Source organism: Helicobacter rodentium ATCC 700285, from assembly GCF_000687535.1.
GTDB classification, from domain to species: domain Bacteria; phylum Campylobacterota; class Campylobacteria; order Campylobacterales; family Helicobacteraceae; genus Helicobacter_D; species Helicobacter_D rodentium.
This window is the reverse complement of the sequence record NZ_JHWC01000015.1, coordinates 1-21340: the sequence shown is the minus strand read 5'-3', so window position 1 is coordinate 21340 and position 21340 is coordinate 1. Positions and strand designations below refer to the sequence as shown.

Sequence of the window (21340 nt, the reverse complement as noted above, 5' to 3'; positions counted from 1 at the left end):
AATACTTTAATTTATAGAATTTTAAAATATTTTTAATTAGGATTTAAATAATGTTAAGAGGAATTTATGCTATAAGCGATACAACTTTAACACCAAAGGATAAATTGGAACAATCATTACAAGCTGCAATCAAAGGTGGAATCGCATTGTTTCAATTACGCGACAAAGAAAGTAGTGATGAGGAGATTGCAACACTTTGTCATCAATTAGGGCAGATTTGTCAAGAGTCTAATGTGATTTTTGTGTTGAACGATAGAGTAGAACTTGCGATTCAACTCAATGTGCAGGCTCTGCATATTGGTAAAAAAGAAAATGATATGCCCTATAGTTTAGAGGAATTATGTCAAATCCGTTCTTGCTATCGTGGAATCTTGGGTGTTTCTTGCTATGGGGATTTAAAGTTAGCCCAAGCTGCAAAGGAAGCTAAAGCGGATTATGTTGCTTTTGGAGCTTGTTTTCCCTCCTCTACCAAACCACAAGCCCAAAGGATTGACATAAAGCTTTTTGAATCCTTTAATGCAATGCCCACTTGCGCTATCGGTGGTATCAATGATGAGAATATTAAACTTTTAAAACACGCACAAATGGTTGCTTGTGTGCGTAGTATTTGGCTAGGAGATATTGAGCAAAATGTGCAAAAGCTGATTCAAAATTGGCAATTTGCTTAGGGTTTTTCAAAGATAATGATTTCATAAGAGCTTTGTTTCTTGACAACGGATTTGCTAGGCTGGTTGGCTTTGAGTTTCTCTAGGTTAAGGCGCAACTCTTCAATTTCTTTGTCTTGTTCGTCAAGTCTATCTTTAAGGCGCAAAATAATATCCACACCCGCAAGATTCACTCCCAAATCTCTTGTTAAACGCAAAATCATCTTAATTTTATCAATATCGCGTTGGGAATATAGACGCATTTTGCCATCTGTTCTACCCGGCTCCACCAAACCTTCGCGCTCATATTGTCTTAGAGTTTGCGGGTGAATTGCTAGAATTTTAGCAACAACGCTAATGAGATAAACCGGTTCATCGTAGCTATACATTTTAACTCCTTATAAGTATTTTTCAAGTGCAGTTTTTAGCTCCTCTGGCAAAGAATCGCAATCAGGCAAAACAATGTTTGCTTCTAGGTATAAATCGCCATAATTTTTTGTTTTGCGATTGATTGCACCTAGCTCTTTTACGCGGAATCTTTGAGAGTTTTTTGTGTTTTTTGGCACTTTTAGAGTAATTGTTTTGTAGAGGGTTTCTATCTCAACCTTGCCTCCAAACAACGCTGCTTTAAGAGGTAAATCAAATTTTTTTGTTAAGTCGTCTCCCTCTTGGCTGTATTGTGGGTGAGGTGCTACATTTACTTTTAGAAGTAAATCTCCACTTTGCGCTCCTATGGACTTGCCTTTACCTTTTAAGCGAATCGTCTCTCCGCTTTTGATTCCTGCTGGGATTTTAATATCATAGTTATGATTTTGCACATTTACGCTATGTTTTCCACCCAAAATCGCGGTGGTAAAAGGGATTGTGATTTGAGCATTTAAGTCTAAATTGGGTTGATTTCTTGCACTTCCAAAATCAAATCCATTACTGCTAAACCCGCCAAAACCTGCATTGCCAAAGTTTGCACCACCAAATCCGCCAAAACCCCCACTAAAAAGTTGACTTAAAATATCATCTAAATTAACATTTCCTTGCCCACGCGCAAAATCGTGGAAATTTTGTCCGCCAAACATAGAATCGCCAAATTGATCGTATTGTTTGCGCTTGTTTGCATCGCTTAAGATTTCATAAGCAGCGTTAATTTCTTTGAATTTCTCCTCTGCACCGGGTTCTTTATTGATGTCTGGGTGGTATTTTCTTGCTAGTTTGCGATAAGATTTTTTAATCTCCTCCGCACTTGCATTTTGATTGACTTCAAGTGTATCATAAAGACTTTTTGACATTTTAATTCCTTAAAAATTATAAACTTTTAGTTTATTATATAATAAAACTTTAGTATATGTCAATCAACTTTATTTCTTTTATTTTAATGTTATAATTTTACTTTTTTTGGAGGAATGTATGCAATATCCCCTTTTATGTTTGAGCGCAAGTGCTGGGAGTGGAAAAACTTATCAATTAACAATGCGTTATTTAAATTTATTGTTTTTAGGCGCAAAACCCTCTAATATCTTAACGCTTACTTTTACTAGAAAAGCCGCCCAAGAAATGGAAGAGCGAATCATAAAAAACATTAAAGAACTTTATGACAATAAACATAATAGGGAGTATATTAAAAAGTTTGAGTTTATTGCTATCAAAGATGAGCAGGATTGGCAGAAGTGGCAAGATAAAATCAGTCAAATTTATTATGAATTTTTGCGTGAGGATTTGAAAATCACAACCATTGACGCGTTTTTTCAGAGAATTTTGAAAAATTTTTGTTGGTATGTGGGCGTAGAATATGATTTTGCATTACAAGAGGACGATTGGGATTCCATTGTAGAAATCTTTTTATCTCACTTGGAAAGAAATGATTTGAATTGTATTTTGGATATTTGCTACAACAAAGGACAAACTTTAAACAATATACTAAGCTTGTGTATTTTTCTTGATTCTTTTAAGGAGATGGTTACTCCTTTGCTTTTTGAGAAGTTGGAACCACAAAGCAAGAATAATAACGCAAAAGAAAGGGCGATGGAATACGCAAATTGCTTAAAAGAATCCTATTATAATGCAAAAGGAGAGATTCCATCTAGCTTAGATTTTACGGATTTTGCTAGTTTGCTTGAGAAGGGTAAAACTTGGCTAATCAAAGAAAGTATCAATGAATATAGAGGGTTTAAGAACATACCTTTTAATCCGCAGGATTTTGAGGATTTAAAAAGAGCAATTTCTCAAGCTTTTTTATTGGAGGAAGCAGAGTATTTAAAACAGCTTTATTGGATTTTTCAATGTTTTTTGAATGCAAAGGAGCGATACTATCGGCAAGAAAATTGTTTAAGTTTTAATGCGGTAGCTTCAAAGGTTTATGCGCTATTGGCTAGAAACATTTTAAATAAAGATTTTTTATATTTTAGGTTAGATAGCTCACTTAGTCATATTTTAATAGATGAATTTCAAGATACAAGCATTTTGCAATATGAGATTTTAAAGCCATTGCTTGATGAAATCAAAGGGGGAAAGGGGCAGAAAAATTTTCTTAGAAGCTTTTTTTATGTTGGCGATATTAAACAATCTATTTATCGCTTTCGTGGAGGGAATCCAGAGTTATTTAAGATTGCAAGTGCCGGAATGGAATATCAAGTTTTAGAGGCAAATTATCGCAGTGCTAGAAATATTGTTGCATTGGTAAATGATGCCTTTAAAGATAGGATTCAAGACTTTACTCCACAGATTCCAAAGATAGATGCAGAAGGCTATGTGAGAGTGCAAGAATGCTCAAAGGATAATCTCTATTCAGAGGTTTTTAAATGCTTGGATTCTTTAAAATGTTTGGGAGCAAAAGAGGAAGGAATCGCAATTTTGGTGTTTGATAACAAATCGGTAGTGGATTTAGCGCAAATTTTGCAGGAAAAAGGCATTAAGGTTGTAATGGATACAAGTGAAAAATTAATCAACCATAATGAAGTGCGTGCTTTAATTGAAGTTTTAAAATACATACAAACAAGAAATATTCAATTTAAATATGAATTTTTTATGCTTTTAGGGTTGGAGATTACAGAATCGCAAAATAAAAATTTAGAGCAATTTTTAGATTCTATTGCTAAAATAAAAGAACCTGCAAAAGTATTATTGCAAATTATGGGGCATTACCATATTGCAAGTTTAAGCGCAAAGAAATTTTTGGAATCTTGTCTGCAATTTTATAGCATCAAAGAATTATTGACACAGGTAGAAAAAATCGCATTAGATATTATTTCAAGTGATTTTTCCGGGATTCGTATTATGACAATTCATAAATCTAAAGGGTTGGAATTTGATAATGTGCTTGTAGTGGATAGAGCGAATACTGGGAATTATCAGCATAATAATATATTTTTTGAATTGCAAGAAAATGGCATAGAAATTAAACAAATCTTTAAATATTCTAACAAAATCAGAAATCATTTGGATAATGCGTATAAAAATGCCTTGCGTAAAGAAGAGGAATTAGAGAGAGAGGATTTAAAAAATCAGCTTTATGTCGCTTTGACTCGCGCCAAAAATACAATGAATATTTTTTGCTTGAATGAAAAAAGCTCTTTTGAATGCTTACAATTAGAGGAGCAAGAAAGGGGGGATTTAAAAGAGGCTATTACAATGCAACTTCAAAATTTTAAAAACCCTCAAAACTTAGAATCCCAAGCAACTTTTTGCGCAATGACACCTCATCAATCCATTTTAGAAAATTTGGGCAGACAGAAAGAAATGTATGTTGGAGAGAATAAAAAAAATGAGGAGGAAAATGATTTAAGCAGTTTAAAGGCAATTTATCGCGGAATCGCATTGCATTTTGTTATGGAGCAAAAACTTAAAAATTCTCTTTGCGATACATTGATTTTAGAGCTTTTAGATAATAAAATGGGATTTTATTTAACGCACACAGATTTGGAAAAAATTATTGCGCAATGTAAATTTGTGCTAAAAAATGAAAAATTAATTGAAATTTTGGCTAAAGGAAAGGTAAAATGTGAAATTCCTTATTTGTCTTGTGGAAAACAAAAGCGTTTGGACCTTTTAGTAGTAGGAGAGAAAGAAGCATTTGTTGTGGATTATAAGAGTGGTTTGCCAAAGGAATCCCATAAATTGCAGGTGCGTGAATATGTGGAATCTGTAAATGCAATATTGCATAAGGAAACTTATGGGTATATTTTCTACACACAAGGTGAAGGAAGATTAGTTGAAGTTTAAGGGGAAGTATGGAAGCAGAAAATAAAACAGGTTTTTTAGCGGTTCTTAGCAAGATTACAAAAAACGAATCGTTTGCAGGTGTTTTGTTGTTATGTTGTGCGATTTTAGCAATGATTGTCGCAAATTCGCCCTTGGGTGAAGTGTATGCGCAACTTTGGAAAACAAAATTTGGCTTTAGTGTGAATGGGCATTTTATCGGAATGAGCTTGGAGCATTGGATTAACGATGTTTTGATGGCATTTTTCTTTTTGGTTGTTGGATTAGAAATCAAACGCGAAGTGCTTTTTGGAGAACTTGCAGGTTTTAAACGCGCTGCCTTGCCAATTATTGCCGCACTTGGTGGAATGATTGGACCGGGATTGATTTATTATTCTTTAAATGTAGGCACGGAATCTGTAACAGGATTTGGAATCCCTATGGCAACAGATATTGCATTTGCATTGGGTGTGTTAGCAATATTGGGCAAACGCGTTTCTATCTCCGTTAAAGTCTTTTTGGTTTCTTTAGCGGTTGCAGATGACTTGGGTGCAATTATCGTAATTGCATTATTCTATTCTGCTGGAGTTTCTTTTGAATGGTTAGCGGTTGCAGCAGGAATTATCGTGGTGCTTGTGATACTTGGTAAAATGGGCGTCAAGGCTCTCACTCCTTATATGATTTTGGGTGTCTTTTTGTGGATTGCAGTGCATAATTGTGGTGTGCATGCAACGATTGCCGCGGTTATGCTTGCTTTTACGATTCCTGTTGCACCGAAGACAGATACGCTTTCTTTTATGGAAAAATTAAAGACGATTGTAAGCCATTTTCAAGAAGCAGAAAGTAAAAAAGACGGAATCTTGTTGCAAAATGAGCAGGTGGAAGCCTTACATCATTTGAGTAAAGAAAAAAATGCAGTGCAAAATCCGCTTTTGCGCCTAGAACACGCACTTGCTCCTTATAGCAATTATCTTATTATGCCGATTTTCGCTTTCGCAAATGCTGGGGTTGCGATTGGTTCTAATATTGATTTTAGTATTGACCATGTATTCTTGGGGATTCTTTTGGGGCTTGTGGTTGGGAAGCCTATTGGAATCTTTACCTTTACATTTATTGCGGAAAAACTCGGAATTGCAGCGCGTCCTAATGGCGCATCTTGGGTAGATATTTTTGGAGCTGGGGCTTTGGGTGGAATTGGATTTACGATGTCTATTTTTGTTACCAATCTTGCATTTGATGTCAATAGCGCACATGGTCTTATTGCGACAGATGTGGCAAAAATTTCTATTTTGATTGCTTCGCTAACGGCTGGGATTTTAGGTAGTATATTCTTTCTTATTAGAGATAAAATAGCCCACCATTAAATGAAATGACAAGAGGAGCTAAGGCTTCCTCTTTGTTTTATAATATTTACAAATTTACCGCTTATCAAAACCTAGCTTAAAGATTTAATTAGTAAAGCTCTGCTAAAATCCGCATTTATTTTTATTAAGGGTTTAATTATGGAAAACATCGGGAATACACTTACGCAATTATTGCCACTTATTGTTTTAATTGCAATTTTCTATCTTTTAATCATTCGTCCGCAGCAAACACAAGCAAGAAAGCACAAGGAAATGATTGCGAGTTTGGATAAAGGGGATAAAGTCGTAACAAGTGGTGGATTTATTGTAGAGATTGTAAAACGCGAAGAGGAATTTTTTATGGTGCGCTTAAACGATGATACAATCGTGAAGTTAGCCAAAGATTATGTTGCTAAGAAATTTGAACAATAGTCTAAAATGATGAAAAAATCTTTTAATTCAAAATTATTTTTTTTCATTGTCGCCATTGTTTTTGGAGTTGCACTCTCAATCCCTTCCTTTTTTCAAACACAAGGACCTAAAATCGTTTTGGGGCTTGATTTGCAAGGGGGATTGAATTTGCTTTTGGGCGTCAAAACACAAGAAGCTATCAAGACGCGTTATTCTTCACTTGCCTCACAAATCAATTATTACGCACTAGATGAGCAGATTTTACTAGATGGATTAAGTGTGCAAGAGGAGAATATTCATTTTGAATTGTTGGATTCTAACGAAAAATCCAAGATAGAAAAATATTTGAATGAAATTGCGGGTTTAAAAGTCGTAGAAAATAATTTGCAATACACTCTTTCTTTAACTGAAGAGGAAATGACGAATATAGAAAATTTTGCGATTGAACAGGCAATTAGCAATATTCGGAATCGTTTGGATCAATTTGGGTTGTCTGAACCAAGCGTAACCAAGCAAGGGAACGATGCGATTTTGGTGCAGTTGCCGGGAATCAAAACGCAAGAGGAAGAACAAAGAGCCTTAGAGTTGATTTCCAAAGGTGGGCATTTGCAAATGATGGCGGTAGATGAAGCGCGTAATGCACGAGTTTTTAGTATGACAGATTTGGAGGCAGAATCCTTTGGTGATGTTATTTTGCCTTTTATCAATAACCCAGAGCAAAAGATTCTACTAAAAGCGATTCCTATTTTAGATGGCGCAATGCTAACAGATGCGAGAGCAGCTTATGATCAAAATGGACAACCGATTATTAATTTTACACTCAATGCGCAGGGTGGTAAAATTTTTGGTGATTTTTCAGGCAAAAATGTCGGCAATCGTATGGCGGTTGTGCTAGACGGAAAGGTTTATTCTGCCCCTGTAATTCGTGAAAGAATTGGTGGAGGAAGTGGGCAAATCAGCGGTGGATTCAGTGTGCAAGAAGCAAGCGATATAGCCATTGCGCTTAGAAGTGGGGCATTACCTGCCCCTATTACTTTGCTAGAAAAACGAAGCGTAGGTCCCTCTTTGGGGGCAGATAGCATTCAAGCTTCTTTGATAGCATTGATAACTGGTGCTGTGTTGGTAGTTGGCTTTATGATTTTTTATTATGGAATCGCTGGTGTGATTGCAAATCTTGCTATGGTAGTTAATATCTTATTGGTTGTTGCAGTAATGGCACTTTTTGGTGCAACCTTGACTTTGCCCGGAATGGCTGGAATTATTCTAACCGTTGGTATGGCTGTGGATGCAAATGTGATTATTAACGAGCGGATTCGGGAGGGATTCCGTGCAAGAGAAACTTTCGCGAAGGCTATGGAAAATGGTTATGCGAATGCTTCAAGGGCAATCTTTGATTCCAATCTAACCTCGTTGATTGCCGCTATTTTGCTTTATATGTGTGGAACGGGTGCAATTAAGGGATTTGCAATTACGATGAGTATTGGAATCTTAGCTTCCATTATCACTGCAATTATTGGAACGCACGGCGTTTTTAGGGCTTTACAGAATTTTATTGTTAAGTCTGGAAATTATGCCTTATGGTTTGGTTACAAAGAAAGAAACAAATAAGGGAAGAGAATGGATTTTTTTAAGCATAATAGGATTTACGATTTTGTTAAGATGTCAAATTATGGAATCCTACTTTCTTTGATTCTGTTTGTAGTGTCTTTGGTTTTGTTTATTAAGCCGAGTTTTACGCTTGGTGTAGATTTTGCTGGTGGGACATTGATTCAGTTGCAATACAATGCCCCCGCACCTCTAGCAGACATTAGAGCAAAATTGGAAAAAATAGAATCCTATAAAGGTGCGCAAGTAAGTGAGTTTGGTTCTCCCGAAGAGATTTTAATTAAATTGCCCACTGCAACTTCAAATGTGGAACAAAATATTGGTGAAGAGGTGGTAGAGGTATTAAAGGGGACAGGCGAGATAAGTATTAGACGTGTAGATATTGTGGGTCCAAAAGTAGGAAGTGAATTACAAGAAAAAGGCGCATTGGCTCTCATTTTAGCCCTTATTAGCATTATGTTGTATGTTTCTTACCGCTACGAATGGCGTTTTGCATTAGCAGCTGTTTTAGCCTTGGTACATGATGTGGTGATTACTGCGGGTGCAGTTATTTTGTTTGATATTGATTTGAATCTTGAAGTGATTGCGGCACTTTTAACGCTTATTGGCTATTCTATTAATGATACCATTATTATTTTTGATAGAATCCGTGAAACGATTGGTTTGCGCGTAAAAGACAAATTAGAAAATGTTATTAATGAAGCACTTTCTGCAACGCTTTCTCGCACAATCCTTACTTCACTTACAATGTTTTTTTCTGTTTTTACGCTTTATCTTTTTGGTGGAGAAATCATCAAGGGATTCAGTTTGCCAATGCTTGTAGGTTCTATTGTGGGAAGTTATAGCTCCATTTTTGTAGCGAGCAAATTGGTTATTTTGTTCAAATTTGATTTAAAAGGTTATCATCAAAAATTGGCTGAAGCAGAACGCAAAGCATTGGAGAAAAAGAAATTGCGTGAAATGTATGAGAAAGGAAGGGTGTAATGGATTGGGGTAAAGTTCTTTTTATTTTTTTTATTTTAATGAGTTTAACTTCTACGGTTGGGTTTTTGTATGAGCAAAATCTTGTGATGTTGTTTATCGCAGGAGGCGTGAATATTCTTTCTACTATTTTAAAGGTGGGTGTAAGAAGTTATATGGCTGCAGAGTTAATGGCGGCGTCTTTGGTAGCGGATTTACACTTGATTCCTTCTTTTATTTATATGCAGGTATTTAACGATACAAATGTTGCAGTTGCTTTGGCGATTGGTGCAGTGGTTGCAAATGTTGTATCCATTGTGTTTGTGGCGATTGAGAGTATTAAAAGCTATAATGATTACAATTAGGAGCGAATGTGGAATATAACGCAAAAGTCATTGAAAAAAAGTGGCAAAATTTTTGGGAAGATAACAATGTTTATGAGCCAAAGTCCGACAAAACATTGCCTAAAAAATATATTTTAAGTATGTTTCCCTATCCGAGTGGAAATATCCATATGGGACATGTGAGGAATTATTGCATCAGTGATGCGATTGCTAGAAAGTTCCGTAAAGAAGGTTTTAATGTCTTACACCCGATTGGTTGGGACGCCTTTGGTATGCCAGCAGAAAATGCTGCAATTAAACATAAGACACACCCAAAACAATGGACATATTCCAACATTGAAAATATGAAACGTCAGCTTTATAGTTTAGGATTTTCATTCTCTAAAACGCGTGAGCTTGCAACCTGCGATCCTATCTATTCTAAATGGGAACAATCCTTATTTATTGCAATGTGGGAAAAGGGTTTGATTTATCGTAAAAAAGGCTTTTTGAATTGGTGTCCAAAAGATCAAACGGTGCTTGCAAACGAACAAGTGATTGAGGGTAAATGTTGGCGTTGCGATACACCTGTGGTGCAAAAGGAGATGTATCAATATTACATTAAAATCACAGATTATGCACAAGAATTGTTAGAAGATTTGGATACTTTAGAGGGAAAATGGCCTAATCAAGTATTGACAATGCAAAGAAATTGGATTGGAAAATCACAAGGTTTGAGTTTTGCCTTTGCGTTGGAAAACAAAATAGAATCTAAGCAAGGCATTATAGAATCCATAGAAGTTTTTACCACGCGTCCTGATACAATTTTTGGGGTAAGTTATTGTGCGTTAGCTCCAGAACATCCGCTTGTAAAGGCGATTTTGGAAAATGCAGAATCTTATGGAATTTCAAAAGAGCAAAGAGAACAAATTATTACAATGCAAAACACAAGCGAGAAAGAACGCGCACAACAAGAAAAAGAGGGAGTGCCTCTTGGCATTTCTGTAATCCACCCGCTTAACAAGGCAAAGATTCCATTGTGGGTAGCAAATTTCGTTTTGATTGGTTATGGAAGTGGGGCGGTTATGAGTGTTCCAGCACACGATGAGAGGGATTATGATTTTGCACAAAAATATCATTTGCCCATTATTCCTGTGATTATCCCAAAGGATTGTGAGGATTCATCGCAAGAAGCAGGTTTTTATGGAGAGAATGGTATTTTGATTAACTCTAAGGAGTATAATGGCTTAGATAATGAGGAAGCAAAGGCAAAGATTATTGAATATTTTGAAAAGAATCAATTAGGTAAAGCCGTAGTGAATTTCAAGTTGCGGGATTGGGGTGTTTCAAGGCAGAGATATTGGGGGACTCCGATTCCATTGATTCATTGTGAAAAATGTGGAATTGTGCCAGAATCTTTAGAGAATCTACCCGTGGCATTGCCTGAAGATGTCGTGATTGACGGAGAGGGGAATCCGCTAGATAAGCACCCTTATTGGAAGCATTGTGCTTGTCCAAAATGTGGCAAAAATGCTATGAGGGAAACCGATACACTAGATACTTTTGTGGAATCTAGCTGGTATTTTTTGCGTTACACCACTCCAAGTGAGTTGCGTCAAGATAAAATATTCAGCAATGCAGATGAACGCTATTGGATGAATGTAGATGAATATGTTGGCGGGATTGAACACGCAATTTTGCACTTGCTTTATGCGCGGTTTTTTACGAAAGTTTTGAACTCTTTAGGTTATACGGATTCTAGTGAGCCATTTTCCCACCTTCTTACACAAGGTATGGTTACAAAAGATGGCGCAAAAATGAGTAAATCTAAAGGAAATGTGGTAGATCCTGAAGAGATTATTGCGCAATATGGTGCAGATACAGCGCGTTTGTTTATTCTTTTTGCTGCTCCGCCTGTGCGTGAGTTAGAATGGAACGATTCTGCAGTGGAGGGTTCTTATCGTTTTATTAAAAGGCTTTGTGCAAAGACTGAAAAGATACAAAAAAGTCAAAGTTTGCCTAAGATTCCATTGCAAAATTTAAGCGAAAAAGAAAAATATGCGCGCAAAAAAGTCTATGAAGCATTGAAGAAATACCAAGAAACCTTTTGCCACGAAAATGGTTATTCTTTTAATACCTTGATTGCGGCGTGTATGGAGGCGTTGAATGCTTTAAGCGAGCAGGATTCCACGGAAGTTTGGAGTGAGGGGTATTTCATACTTTTGAATATTTTAGAACCTATTATCCCTCATATTTGTTGGGAATTAAGTCAAGAATATTTTAATTTAGAAAACTTTAAAGATATTCCACTAGATGAGGAAGCACTTAAGGAGGATTCTATTATAATGGCAATTACGATTAATGGCAAACGGCGTGGAGAGATTAAAGTAGAACTCAATAGTCAAGAAGAAGCCATTTTAAAGGCTGCCAAAACAGAAATTGCTAAATGGATAGAGGGCAAAACAATTATAAAAGAAATTATTGTGCCTCATAAGCTAATTAATTTTGTGGTGAAATAAGAATGAAAATTTTAAGATACACTTGTTTTGTTGTGCTTTTGTTTTGGTTAAATGCGTGTGGTTATCAGCCCATTGCGCATAAAGCCAAGGAGGCAGTTGGGGATAAGGTATTTGTGGAAGTTAAAATCAACTTACGCGACCCGCAAAATAGTGTTGTCTTAAAAGACGAAGTCTCAAAGGCGATTTTTGAACGTTTGCATACAAATGTTTCTAGCAAAGAAGAAGCAACTTCTGCAATTGAAGTGCAACTGCAAAATATAAGCTTTAGCTCTCTTGCAGAGAATCGCACGGGATTTGCAACTTTTTATCGTTGTATTGTAGATGTGGAATTTAAATATACAAATACTTCAACGCAAAAAACGCGTATATTCTCTAAAAGAGGTTATCATAATTTTGCTCTCAACGACACTTCCATTATTACAGATTCTGTCCGCCTTGAAGCGATTAATAAAGCCGTTTTACAAGCTATTGATGGTTTTATTTCGCAGGTGGGAATTGATGTGCAATAATGCAGAATACTCAAATTATTGCTAGAGAAGCATTAAAAGAGTTGCTAAAGGAGGGCAAAGAGCCAACGCCAGAGTTCTATGCAGAAGCTTTTTATGCTCAAGCCAAGAAACTAGGCAAAAATGTAGGTGAAATGGATTTTAGTGTAGAAAAAATCCTTGAAATGCTAGATAAAGAAATAAGAGAGAGCTTGTTTAATCGTAAGTTTAAAAACAAAAATGAATTGATTGCTACTTTGGTGCAGTCCATTAACCGACTTTTTTTCTATAAAAGAAATTTTCAGACTCAATTAGAGATTTTAAAAATTCTTTTGCGCTTTCTTGCGACCCACCCAACAAAAGAAATTAGCACACTTGCTAAGGGGCAATTATTGGAGATTGATAAACTCAACGCCCAATCAATGCAGATATGGCGTGAGCGTTGGGCGGAACAGATTAAGGGAATTGCGGAATTAGACTTTGTAGATTTAACAAAAGGCTTAGAGATTTTAACAGGCTTTAAGATCTCAAGTTCTTCTTTTTGTCAGTGGCAACAAGAAGCCACCAAAGTATTAAAAACCAAAACAAACAAAGACATAAAGATTAAACTTTTGCTAAAGTTAGAAAATATTTTAAAAGAGCAATTTAATAAAATAGCACAGGATATAGGAGAATCGCCACAAGCTGATACACCTAAACCCACGCAGAATCCTCCTAAGCCCAAAGTTGCGCCTTTAAAATATAATCAAATCTTTGCTTTGCCCATTGATGCAATGACAACGCTTGTAAGTCAGCAAGGTATGCAAGAAGTATTAGGGTTTGCGGAATCGCAGTTTAAAGAAAATCAAAAAAATTATTCGGTAATCATCTTTGGAATCGCAGCCTACGATAAGATTAAAGAGCATTTTGGGTTTGAAGCTGCAAAGAAAGTCTTAGCAACTCTAGGAAGATTGTTAAAACAATATAGTAATGAGAGTGATTTGATTGCGTATTATGGAGAAGAAGAGTTTTTAGCTTGTCTGCTAGAACGCGAAAAAGAAGAAGCAATACAATTTATTCACAATTTGGATTCTATCGTTAGCCAAAGTGTTTTTATGTTCCAGCAAACGCGCATTAATATTTCTCTAAGCGCACAAGTCTCTCACAGAATAGAGTCGGAAAGTTTAGAAAATATGTTAAAAGTGAGTTTAGAAGAATTTGCAAAGCATAAAGACTCCAAAGGAATTATTGATTATGAATCTTAATATGCACAATGAAACACAATTAGAAAGATTTTTGGACGAAAAAGGGCAGGAATATGCTCCTTTTGACCCCTTGCGTGCTCCTAGAATATTAAAACAATTAAAGATTCCACATTCTGCTACGCAGAGAGTGATTCAAATCATTGGCACAAATGGGAAAGGTAGCACAGGGAGATTCTTGAGCTTAATGTTGTATAAGCTTGGTGTGAATGTTGGGCATTTTAGTTCCCCTCATTTACTCTGTCTTGGTGAACGTTTTTGGAAAAATGGAGCAAATCTTTCAAGAGAGACTTTGAATGAAGCTTTTTTGGCTTTGGATTCTGTGGCGGAATCTGGATTGGAACAAGCAAGTTATTTTGAGGTTTTAACCTTTTTGGCATTGAGTGTATTTAGTGATTGTGAGGTTTTAGTTCTTGAAGCTGGGCTTGGAGGAGAGTTTGATTCTACTACAACTTGTGTGAAAGCAGATTTATCGCTTTTTACTAGCATTGGCTTAGACCATCAAGAGTTTTTGGGGGATACTTTAGAAAAGATAGCGACAACAAAACTCAATGCGATGTCTAAAAGAGCAATTTTGGGATTCCAAAGCGAAGTCAATGAGGATAAAAATATAGTAAAAGAAATTGCAAAGAGAATTGCTAAAGAAAAAAATGCACAATTGAAGATTTTAGATGGAATCCCCACACAAATTGAGCAATTTGTAAAGACTAAGGATTATCCAACTTATCAGGCTAAGAATTTAACTTTAGCTTACAATGGTTTATTGGCTTTAAGAGAGATTTTGGAGCAAAAACCTAAGGAAATTGCGCTGGATTCCTTGTTGGAATCTCTGCCTCCATTGGATTTGCAGGGGCGTATGCAAAAGTTAGCTCCAAATCTTTATTTAGATGTTGCACACAATGTCAATGCCGCACAAGCTCTTGTGGAACATTTTAAAAAGAATGGTTTTAGTCAAAATAAATGTGTTTTAATCTATAATTCCTTTTTTGATAAGAGACCTTCTGCGGTTTTATCGGTATTAAAGCCAATCATTAAGCGAGTAGAAATACTAAAAGTTATTAACGAGCGTATTATAGAAAAAACAAAATTGGAGCAAATTTTGCAGGATTTAGAGATAGAATTTAAAGATTTTGAGGGGATTAATCCACAAGAAAATTATTTGGTTTGTGGTTCGTTTAGTGTTGTTGCAAGGTTTTTGAAATGTTTTTCGGAAAATAAAATTAGATTGATAGGGGGAGAGGCGTGAAAAATCGCTTTGTAGTTACCATTACAGATGTGAATGGATCTAAACAATACAATATTCACCAATATATGAAGCAAATTGTGTTATATGTTATTTTGCTTATTGTTGTAATATTTTTGTTTAGTTTTATCTCCATTAAATTACTTTTGAAAGAAGTGAAACAAATTGAAACAAAACGCGATTTAATGCAGCAAGAATATTTAAAAATTAATGAGAAAAACGAATTATTACAAGCTTTAATCAATGAAAAAACAGAAGAATTAGTAAAAGTTTCTGATAGAATTGAGGATTTAGAGGGAATTGTGGGAATGAGCGACCAGACGATTGATGCTCCGCAGGATTTAAGTTTGATTGAGCGTGTGGATTTGGCAAGAATCACAGGGGCGCAAAAGGCATTTGTAATGCAGTTGATCCCAAATGGTGTGCCAATGCGCGGAAGCTATCGTATAACTTCTGAATGGGGAACGCGCGTGAATCCTATATTGCAACGTACACAGCTTCATAATGGTATGGATTTTGGTGTGCCAACTGGAACGCCTATTTATGCACCAGCAGATGGTGTAGCAGATTTTACAAATAATGGTTATAATGGTGGCTATGGAATTATGGTAAAATTAGAACATTCTTTTGGATTCAAGACATTTTATGCTCATTTGAGTAAAATTGTTGTGAATAAAGGAGATTTTGTAAGACGTGGGCAACTCATTGCATATTCTGGCAATAGTGGCAGGAGTACAGGACCTCATTTACACTATGAGATTCGTTACTTGGGTAGAGACCTTAATCCTCGCCCGTTTATAGAATGGACAATGCGGGATTACACTAAAATTTTTGAAAAGGAGAAAAATATAAAATGGCAATCTTTGCTAACAATGATAAACAACTTAGCGGAAATTCAGGAAACACAAGTATTATCGCACAAGGGACAAAAATAAAAGGTGATGTCGTCAGCGAATGCAATTTGCATATTGATGGAAGTCTAGAGGGCAATATTGTTGCAAAAACAAATGTGGCGATTGGCAAAAATGGTAGTGTAAATGGAAGGATTAATTCTGAACATTTGGTTGTTAGCGGAAAGTTAATGGGTGATTGTGAATGCAATATTGTAGAGATTCTACCGCAGGGCAGAATTGATGGTAGCATTACCGCAAAAGAATTGATTATTGAAAAAACAGGTGAGTTTGTTGGTCAAAGTGTTGTGTATAAAAACAATGAATACACTAACGGATTTGACAAGGCAAGTAAGATGAGTTTGGATAAAACAAAGATTGCTCCATTTGGTTTAAAGAAATCAGAGGATGGCGGTGAATCAAAGTAGTCTTTATGCCTATTTAAAGAAATACAAAACAGATTTTAATCTTCGTTTTGATAATGGTTTAGTTATTGTAAGCGAAGATAATCAAGGTGCATTAAAAGCTTGTGATGTTGCTCGATTCTTTGGGTTTGATACATTTGTATTGCCAGATTTTCGTGCGGTTTTTGGCGAAGATTTGCGCAGTTATCAAGAGGAGTTAAGCGAAATTTTTGCCACACTTAGAGAATTTTATGCTTGTAAGGGCAAGAAAATTCTTTTTAGCCCCCTTTCTACTCTGCTTCATTCTCTGCCAAACGAAGAATCTTTGCGGGGTATTTCTTTACAAATTGGTTCCACTTTAAAACTGCAAGATTTCAAAGAAACTTTATTTTATTTGGGATATGAGTTTGTAGATTTAGTAGAGTTAGGTGGAGAAGTCTCCATAAGAGGGGATATTGTTGATATATTTGGATTGCAACCCCATCGTATCACGCTTTTTGGTGATGAGGTAGAGAGTATCCGCGCATTTGATATTCAAAGTCAGCTTTGCTCTAAAGAGGATTTAGATACACTTACGATTCCACCTGCTTTTTTAAATTTAAACGCACAAACCTATGCCATTTTACATAAAATTATTTCAGAAAATCAAACAACATTGTTAGATGAAATTTCTAAAAATAATAGTTTGGTAAGTTTTGGGTTTTGGTATTTAAATGAAATCAATGCTGCACAGGATTTTTTGCAGACTTATCCTTTTGTATTATTACCAGATGTTAAGGAATTGGCAAAAGAGATTTTAGGGTTTAAAGAACAAGATGAGCAAAGTTTGCAAAGAATCTTAAAGGGAACAGAAATAAACAAAAGTGAAGAGTATCAAGATTTTGAATTTAATTTTAATACTTTAAACAACTTTTTAGAGTTTCATAAAAATAAACAAATCACAATTATTGCAAAGACAGAATCGCAAGTGCGACAAGCAGCTATTTCTTTGAGTGATACACGATTTACCTTTGTTTTGGATACTGATGTTTCGTTAAATATCTTAGGTAAAGAGGAGGTGATTTTATCGCTTAATTCCTCTGCAAAGCGAAAAAAGCGCATTAAAACTAAAATATTTTTAGATGAGTTAAATGTGGGGGATTATGTGGTGCATTGTGATTATGGAATCGCAATCTTTAATGGAATTGTGCAGACAAATATTTTTGGTGCGATACGCGATTTTATTGAACTGCGTTATCTTGGCGAGGATAAGTTGCTGCTTCCTGTTGAAAATCTTGATAGAATTGACCGCTACATTGCTGATAGTGGTGGGATTCCATTGTTGGATCGCTTAGGCAAAGGCTCTTTTGCAAAATTAAAAGAAAAAGTCAAAGAGAAGCTGTTTGTTATTGCAAATGCAATCATTGCGTTAGCGGCAAAACGCGAATTATTAGATGGTGCAGTTTTTGATACAACAAAAGAGGAAATTTTGATTTTTCAAAATCAAAGTGGATTCCATTATACAGAAGACCAACAACACGCAATTACAGAGATTTTTAAAGATTTAAGCTCCGGGAGAGTAATGGATAGGTTATTAAGCGGAGATGTAGGATTTGGCAAAACAGAAGTGGCGATGAATGCAATGTTTGTGGCTTTTTTGAGCGGGTATCAAACTGCAATGATTGCGCCAACAACCTTGCTTACTTATCAACACTTTAACACCCTAAAAGAACGTTTTGAGCCTTTTGGATTGAAATTGGCGCGATTAGACCGCTATGTAAGCGCAAAAGAAAAAAAAATCATTCTCTCTCGCCTCAAAGATGGTAGCCTGAATGCGGTAGTCGGCACTCACGCACTCTTGAATGCAGAGTTTAAAAATCTAGCTTTAATAATTGTAGATGAGGAACATAAATTTGGTGTGAAACAAAAGGAGAAGATCAAAGATTTAAGTCAAAATATTCATCTGCTTTCTATGTCGGCAACTCCGATTCCAAGAACATTAAATATGGCACTCTCTCACATAAAAGGTTTAAGCGAATTAAAAATTCCTCCTAGTGAGAGACAAGCCACACGCACTTTTGTAAAGACTTACGATGAAACCTTGCTAAAAGAAGCCATATTGCGTGAAATTCGTAGGGGTGGGCAGGTTTTTTATATCCATAACAACATTGCTTCAATTAGGCAAAAAAAAGAGGAAATTTTAAATCTATTGCCACAATTAAAAATTGCGATTTTGCATTCACAAATCCCTTCATTGGAAGCAGAAGATATTGTGCTAGACTTTGCTAAAGGAGATTATCATCTTTTGCTTTGCACAAGTATTGTAGAATCAGGAATCCATCTGCCTAATACTAATACAATTTTAGTAGGCAATGCGGATTGTTTTGGAATCGCGGATTTGCATCAGTTGCGTGGGCGTGTAGGTAGAGGCAATAAGGAAGGATTTTGCTATCTTTTGATAGAAGATTTTAATGCGATTACAGAGGACGCCAGAAAACGTCTTTTGGCATTGGAGAAAAATTCCTTTTTAGGAAGTGGAGGAGCGTTGGCTTATCACGATTTGGAGATTCGTGGTGGAGGGAATTTAGTGGGTGAGGCACAGAGCGGACATATTAAAAACATTGGTTATTCTTTGTATTTAAGAATGCTTGAGGAAGCAATTTTTGCTTTGAGTGGAGATGTGCAACAAAAGCGCAATAATGTTGATGTGAAGCTTAGTGTTACGGCATTTTTGAATCCAGAACTCATAGAATCCGAGCGGTTGCGTTTGGAGATTTATCGGAGACTTTCTAGGTGTGAGGAGGAGAATGCAGTCTTTTTGATTGAGGGGGAAATTGAAGAAAGATTCGGGAGATTAGATCTTTATACGAGGCAATTTTTAGAGTTGATTCGTATTAAGATTATTGCGAGAAATTGTGGAATCGCAAGTATTTTGAATTACCAACAAAACATCTCCTTTGTTAATTTAGAGGGTGAAAAATTAACAATTAAGGCAACAAGCAAAGACGAGGACGATGTATTGAAAGCTGTGTTTGTGCATTTAGAGAAATTAAAGAGACAAAAACTAGAAAACAAGAGTGAATAGATTAGGGGAAAGTTGAATGCGTATTGGAATGATTGGGGATATTGTAGGCAAGATTGGTAGGAGACAAGTAGCGCGTTATTTGCAACAAGCAAGAAAAAATTACACCTTAGATGTTGTCATAGCAAATGGAGAGAATGCAAGTCACGGATTTGGTTTGAGTGTGTCTTGTATGCAGGAGTTACAAGAACTAGGCGTAGATGTTTTTACGGGTGGGAATCATAGTTGGGATAAAAAGGATATCCTACCTTTTTTGGCATTTGAAAATTCAAATGTTTTGCGTCCTCATAATTACCCACAAGGTGTCATAGGAAGCGGAATCTATCGGGGAGAGATTCGAGGAGAACCTTTTGTTATTCTAAATTTAATGGGACATTTTGGTATGCCACAATGCGATAATGCTTTTATTTGCGCTAAAAATGTTGTGGAATCTCTGCAACAAGAAGGGATTGTTAATATTGTTTTGGATTTTCACGCGGAAGCAACAAGCGAAAAACGCGCAATGTTTATGATGTTAAAAGGACAAATTAGCGCGATTTTTGGCACACATACACATATTGGCACAGATGATTTGGAGATTTTTAGCGGGACATTTGGTGTGAGTGATATAGGAATGTGTGGTGCAAGGGAAAGCGTGATTGGAATGGAAGTGAAAGAACCTATTGAGCGGTTTTTAACCGGCTTGCCCAATCGCTTAAATGTGCCTGAAGGGAATGGAATCCCGAGTATTTTTCAAATGATTGTGTGCGAGATTACCCAAGGAAAATGTGTAGAGGCATTCAAACTTAAGGCGGTGGATAATGGGGAGTTAAAAAAAACATTGAACGCAGACAAGGAAAGGGATAAAAATGTTTAAAACCATAGATGAAAGAAAGAATATCATTTACCATTTCAAGCCTTTAGAGAATATCTTGCAAAATTCCAAGGTTGAATTTAAGGGAAGCGGAAACATTTTGTTTTTGAGTAAAGGAAGTTGCTTAAAGAAAACGAATATTAATTTTGGTGGCAATAATGGTTTGGTGTTTATTGGTGATTCTACAATGACTGCGGATTCTATTGATGTGCAACACGAGAGCGTATGTTTCATTGGAAATAATAATTACTTTAACCCCTCTTCAAGGAGGAGCTTTGCTGCAACAGAGCGTAAAAATATTGTTGTAGGCAATCATTGCTTAATTTCGTATTCTCTTTGGTTTAGGACGGCTGACCCGCATTTGATTTACGATAGAGATTCCTTTAAACGCATTAATCCTAGTAAAAGCATTTATTTAGGCGACCATATTTGGATAGGGCAGGAAGCAGGATTTGTCAAAGGTGGCTTTGTGGCAAGTGGAAGCATAATAGGTGCTAAAAGCTTAGTGGTAGGAAAGAAATACAATTCTAACACCATTAATGCGGGGAATCCTTGCAAACAAGTGAAAGAGAGAATCTTTTGGAGTGGTGAGTGTGTGCATAGTTGGGATAAAGCAACGACAATGCGCTATGAAATAATGCGTGAGGAGAAATTTTCTTTCTCCTACAACCAAGATTCTTTCCTCTCTCCTTATGCCATAGAAGCAAAGTTAGAATCCTTACAAAGCGCACAAGAGAAATTAGAGTTTGTCTATGATTATTTGTATTGCAATACAAACAAGAATCGTTTTGCTTATTTTGAAAATTGTCCCTTTGAGATTCCTTTACCCTCAATGACAAAACAATTTGAAAAATTAAACTTTGAGATTATAAAATCTCCAAAGCTAACTCCTCAAGTAGCTCCAGCTCCAAATCCTCTCCAAGAACGCATCACTCATCTTGAATCTATCCTCTTTGGCACAGCAACAACAAGAATCCAAAATCATCTTAACTACCAACTAGGACAAATCCTTATCCAAGATTCTAAATCTCTTTTTGGAATCTCTAAACTTCCTTTTAAGATTCTACTTACAATTCTAAAACACAAAAACAAACAAAAACAATACCAAACAAATATCAAAAACAATCCTCACCTCAAACTTCCTCCTTTAGAATCTTATCCAGATTATAA

18 protein-coding genes are annotated in these 21340 nt (G+C 36.0%); 16 read left to right on the top strand and 2 right to left on the bottom strand.

The features are described 5' to 3' along the window. The first annotated feature begins 50 nt into the window (after nt 1–50). Complete coding sequence (locus BS85_RS0109580) at nt 51–668, top strand: thiamine phosphate synthase (RefSeq protein ID WP_026944594.1); 618 nt, start codon at nt 51–53, stop codon at nt 666–668. On the opposite strand, the gene BS85_RS0109575 is transcribed toward BS85_RS0109580, so the two are convergent. Both BS85_RS0109575 and BS85_RS0109570 read right to left on the bottom strand, forming a co-directional pair. Beyond that, complete coding sequence (locus BS85_RS0109575; protein WP_026944593.1) at nt 665–1033, bottom strand: heat shock protein transcriptional repressor HspR; 369 nt, start codon at nt 1031–1033, stop codon at nt 665–667. The two genes, BS85_RS0109580 and BS85_RS0109575, sit on opposite strands and share 4 nt — an antisense overlap. A 9-nt stretch (nt 1034–1042) precedes the next feature. After that, complete coding sequence (locus tag BS85_RS0109570; protein WP_026944592.1) at nt 1043–1927, bottom strand: DnaJ family protein; 885 nt, start codon at nt 1925–1927, stop codon at nt 1043–1045. Between the two features lie 118 nt (nt 1928–2045). On the opposite strand from BS85_RS0109570, the gene BS85_RS0109565 reads away from it, so the two are divergent. The 15 genes from BS85_RS0109565 to BS85_RS10695 form a co-directional block, all read left to right on the top strand. Next, nucleotides 2046–4856 (top strand): RecB-like helicase, encoded by a 2811-nt coding sequence (locus BS85_RS0109565; protein ID WP_026944591.1) that lies wholly within the window; start codon nt 2046–2048, stop codon nt 4854–4856. A gap of 8 nt (nt 4857–4864) precedes the next feature. Then, nucleotides 4865–6196, top strand: coding sequence for a Na+/H+ antiporter NhaA (gene nhaA, locus BS85_RS0109560; RefSeq protein WP_026944590.1), 1332 nt, complete (start codon nt 4865–4867; stop codon nt 6194–6196). 138 nt (nt 6197–6334) lie between these two features. Then, nucleotides 6335–6607: a preprotein translocase subunit YajC gene (yajC, locus tag BS85_RS0109555; protein ID WP_026944589.1), complete on the top strand. Its 273-nt coding sequence runs from the start codon at nt 6335–6337 to the stop codon at nt 6605–6607. 9 nt (nt 6608–6616) lie between these two features. Then, nucleotides 6617–8194, top strand: coding sequence for a protein translocase subunit SecD (gene secD, locus BS85_RS0109550; RefSeq protein WP_026944588.1), 1578 nt, complete (start codon nt 6617–6619; stop codon nt 8192–8194). A gap of 9 nt (nt 8195–8203) precedes the next feature. Further along, a complete protein-coding gene (gene secF, locus BS85_RS0109545; protein ID WP_026944587.1) occupies nt 8204–9175 on the top strand; it encodes a protein translocase subunit SecF in 972 nt (323 codons plus the stop codon). Continuing rightward, entirely contained in the window at nt 9175–9516 is a 342-nt protein-coding gene (locus tag BS85_RS0109540; protein WP_026944586.1) for a DUF6394 family protein, read from the top strand. The genes secF and BS85_RS0109540 overlap by 1 nt, the downstream gene beginning before the upstream one ends. 8 nt (nt 9517–9524) lie before the next feature. Next, the gene (leuS, locus tag BS85_RS0109535) at nt 9525–11993 is read left to right on the top strand and encodes a leucine--tRNA ligase (protein ID WP_026944585.1); all 2469 of its coding nucleotides are present in this window, start codon (nt 9525–9527) and stop codon (nt 11991–11993) included. 2 nt (nt 11994–11995) lie between these two features. After that, the gene (gene lptE, locus BS85_RS0109530) at nt 11996–12502 is read left to right on the top strand and encodes an LPS assembly lipoprotein LptE (protein ID WP_026944584.1); all 507 of its coding nucleotides are present in this window, start codon (nt 11996–11998) and stop codon (nt 12500–12502) included. Then, nucleotides 12502–13722, top strand: a complete 1221-nt coding sequence (locus BS85_RS0109525) for a diguanylate cyclase (protein WP_026944583.1) — start codon at nt 12502–12504, stop codon at nt 13720–13722. The genes lptE and BS85_RS0109525 overlap by 1 nt, the downstream gene beginning before the upstream one ends. Further along, nucleotides 13712–14965: a Mur ligase family protein gene (locus tag BS85_RS0109520; protein WP_245596334.1), complete on the top strand. Its 1254-nt coding sequence runs from the start codon at nt 13712–13714 to the stop codon at nt 14963–14965. The genes BS85_RS0109525 and BS85_RS0109520 overlap by 11 nt, the downstream gene beginning before the upstream one ends. After that, on the top strand, nt 14962–15897 hold the full coding sequence (locus tag BS85_RS0109515) for a M23 family metallopeptidase (RefSeq protein ID WP_026944581.1): 936 nt from the start codon (nt 14962–14964) through the stop codon (nt 15895–15897). Before BS85_RS0109520 ends, BS85_RS0109515 begins: the two co-directional genes overlap by 4 nt. After that, a complete protein-coding gene (locus tag BS85_RS0109510; RefSeq protein WP_026944580.1) occupies nt 15816–16280 on the top strand; it encodes a bactofilin family protein in 465 nt (154 codons plus the stop codon). Before BS85_RS0109515 ends, BS85_RS0109510 begins: the two co-directional genes overlap by 82 nt. Then, nucleotides 16261–19320: a transcription-repair coupling factor gene (mfd, locus tag BS85_RS0109505; protein WP_084310286.1), complete on the top strand. Its 3060-nt coding sequence runs from the start codon at nt 16261–16263 to the stop codon at nt 19318–19320. Before BS85_RS0109510 ends, mfd begins: the two co-directional genes overlap by 20 nt. Nucleotides 19321–19336: 16 nt before the next feature. After that, the gene (locus tag BS85_RS0109500; RefSeq protein WP_026944578.1) at nt 19337–20173 is read left to right on the top strand and encodes a TIGR00282 family metallophosphoesterase; all 837 of its coding nucleotides are present in this window, start codon (nt 19337–19339) and stop codon (nt 20171–20173) included. Next, nucleotides 20166–21340: LbetaH domain-containing protein (locus BS85_RS10695; RefSeq protein WP_034551603.1), on the top strand; the 1175-nt coding region annotated here is incomplete at its 3' end. The genes BS85_RS0109500 and BS85_RS10695, both read left to right, overlap by 8 nt.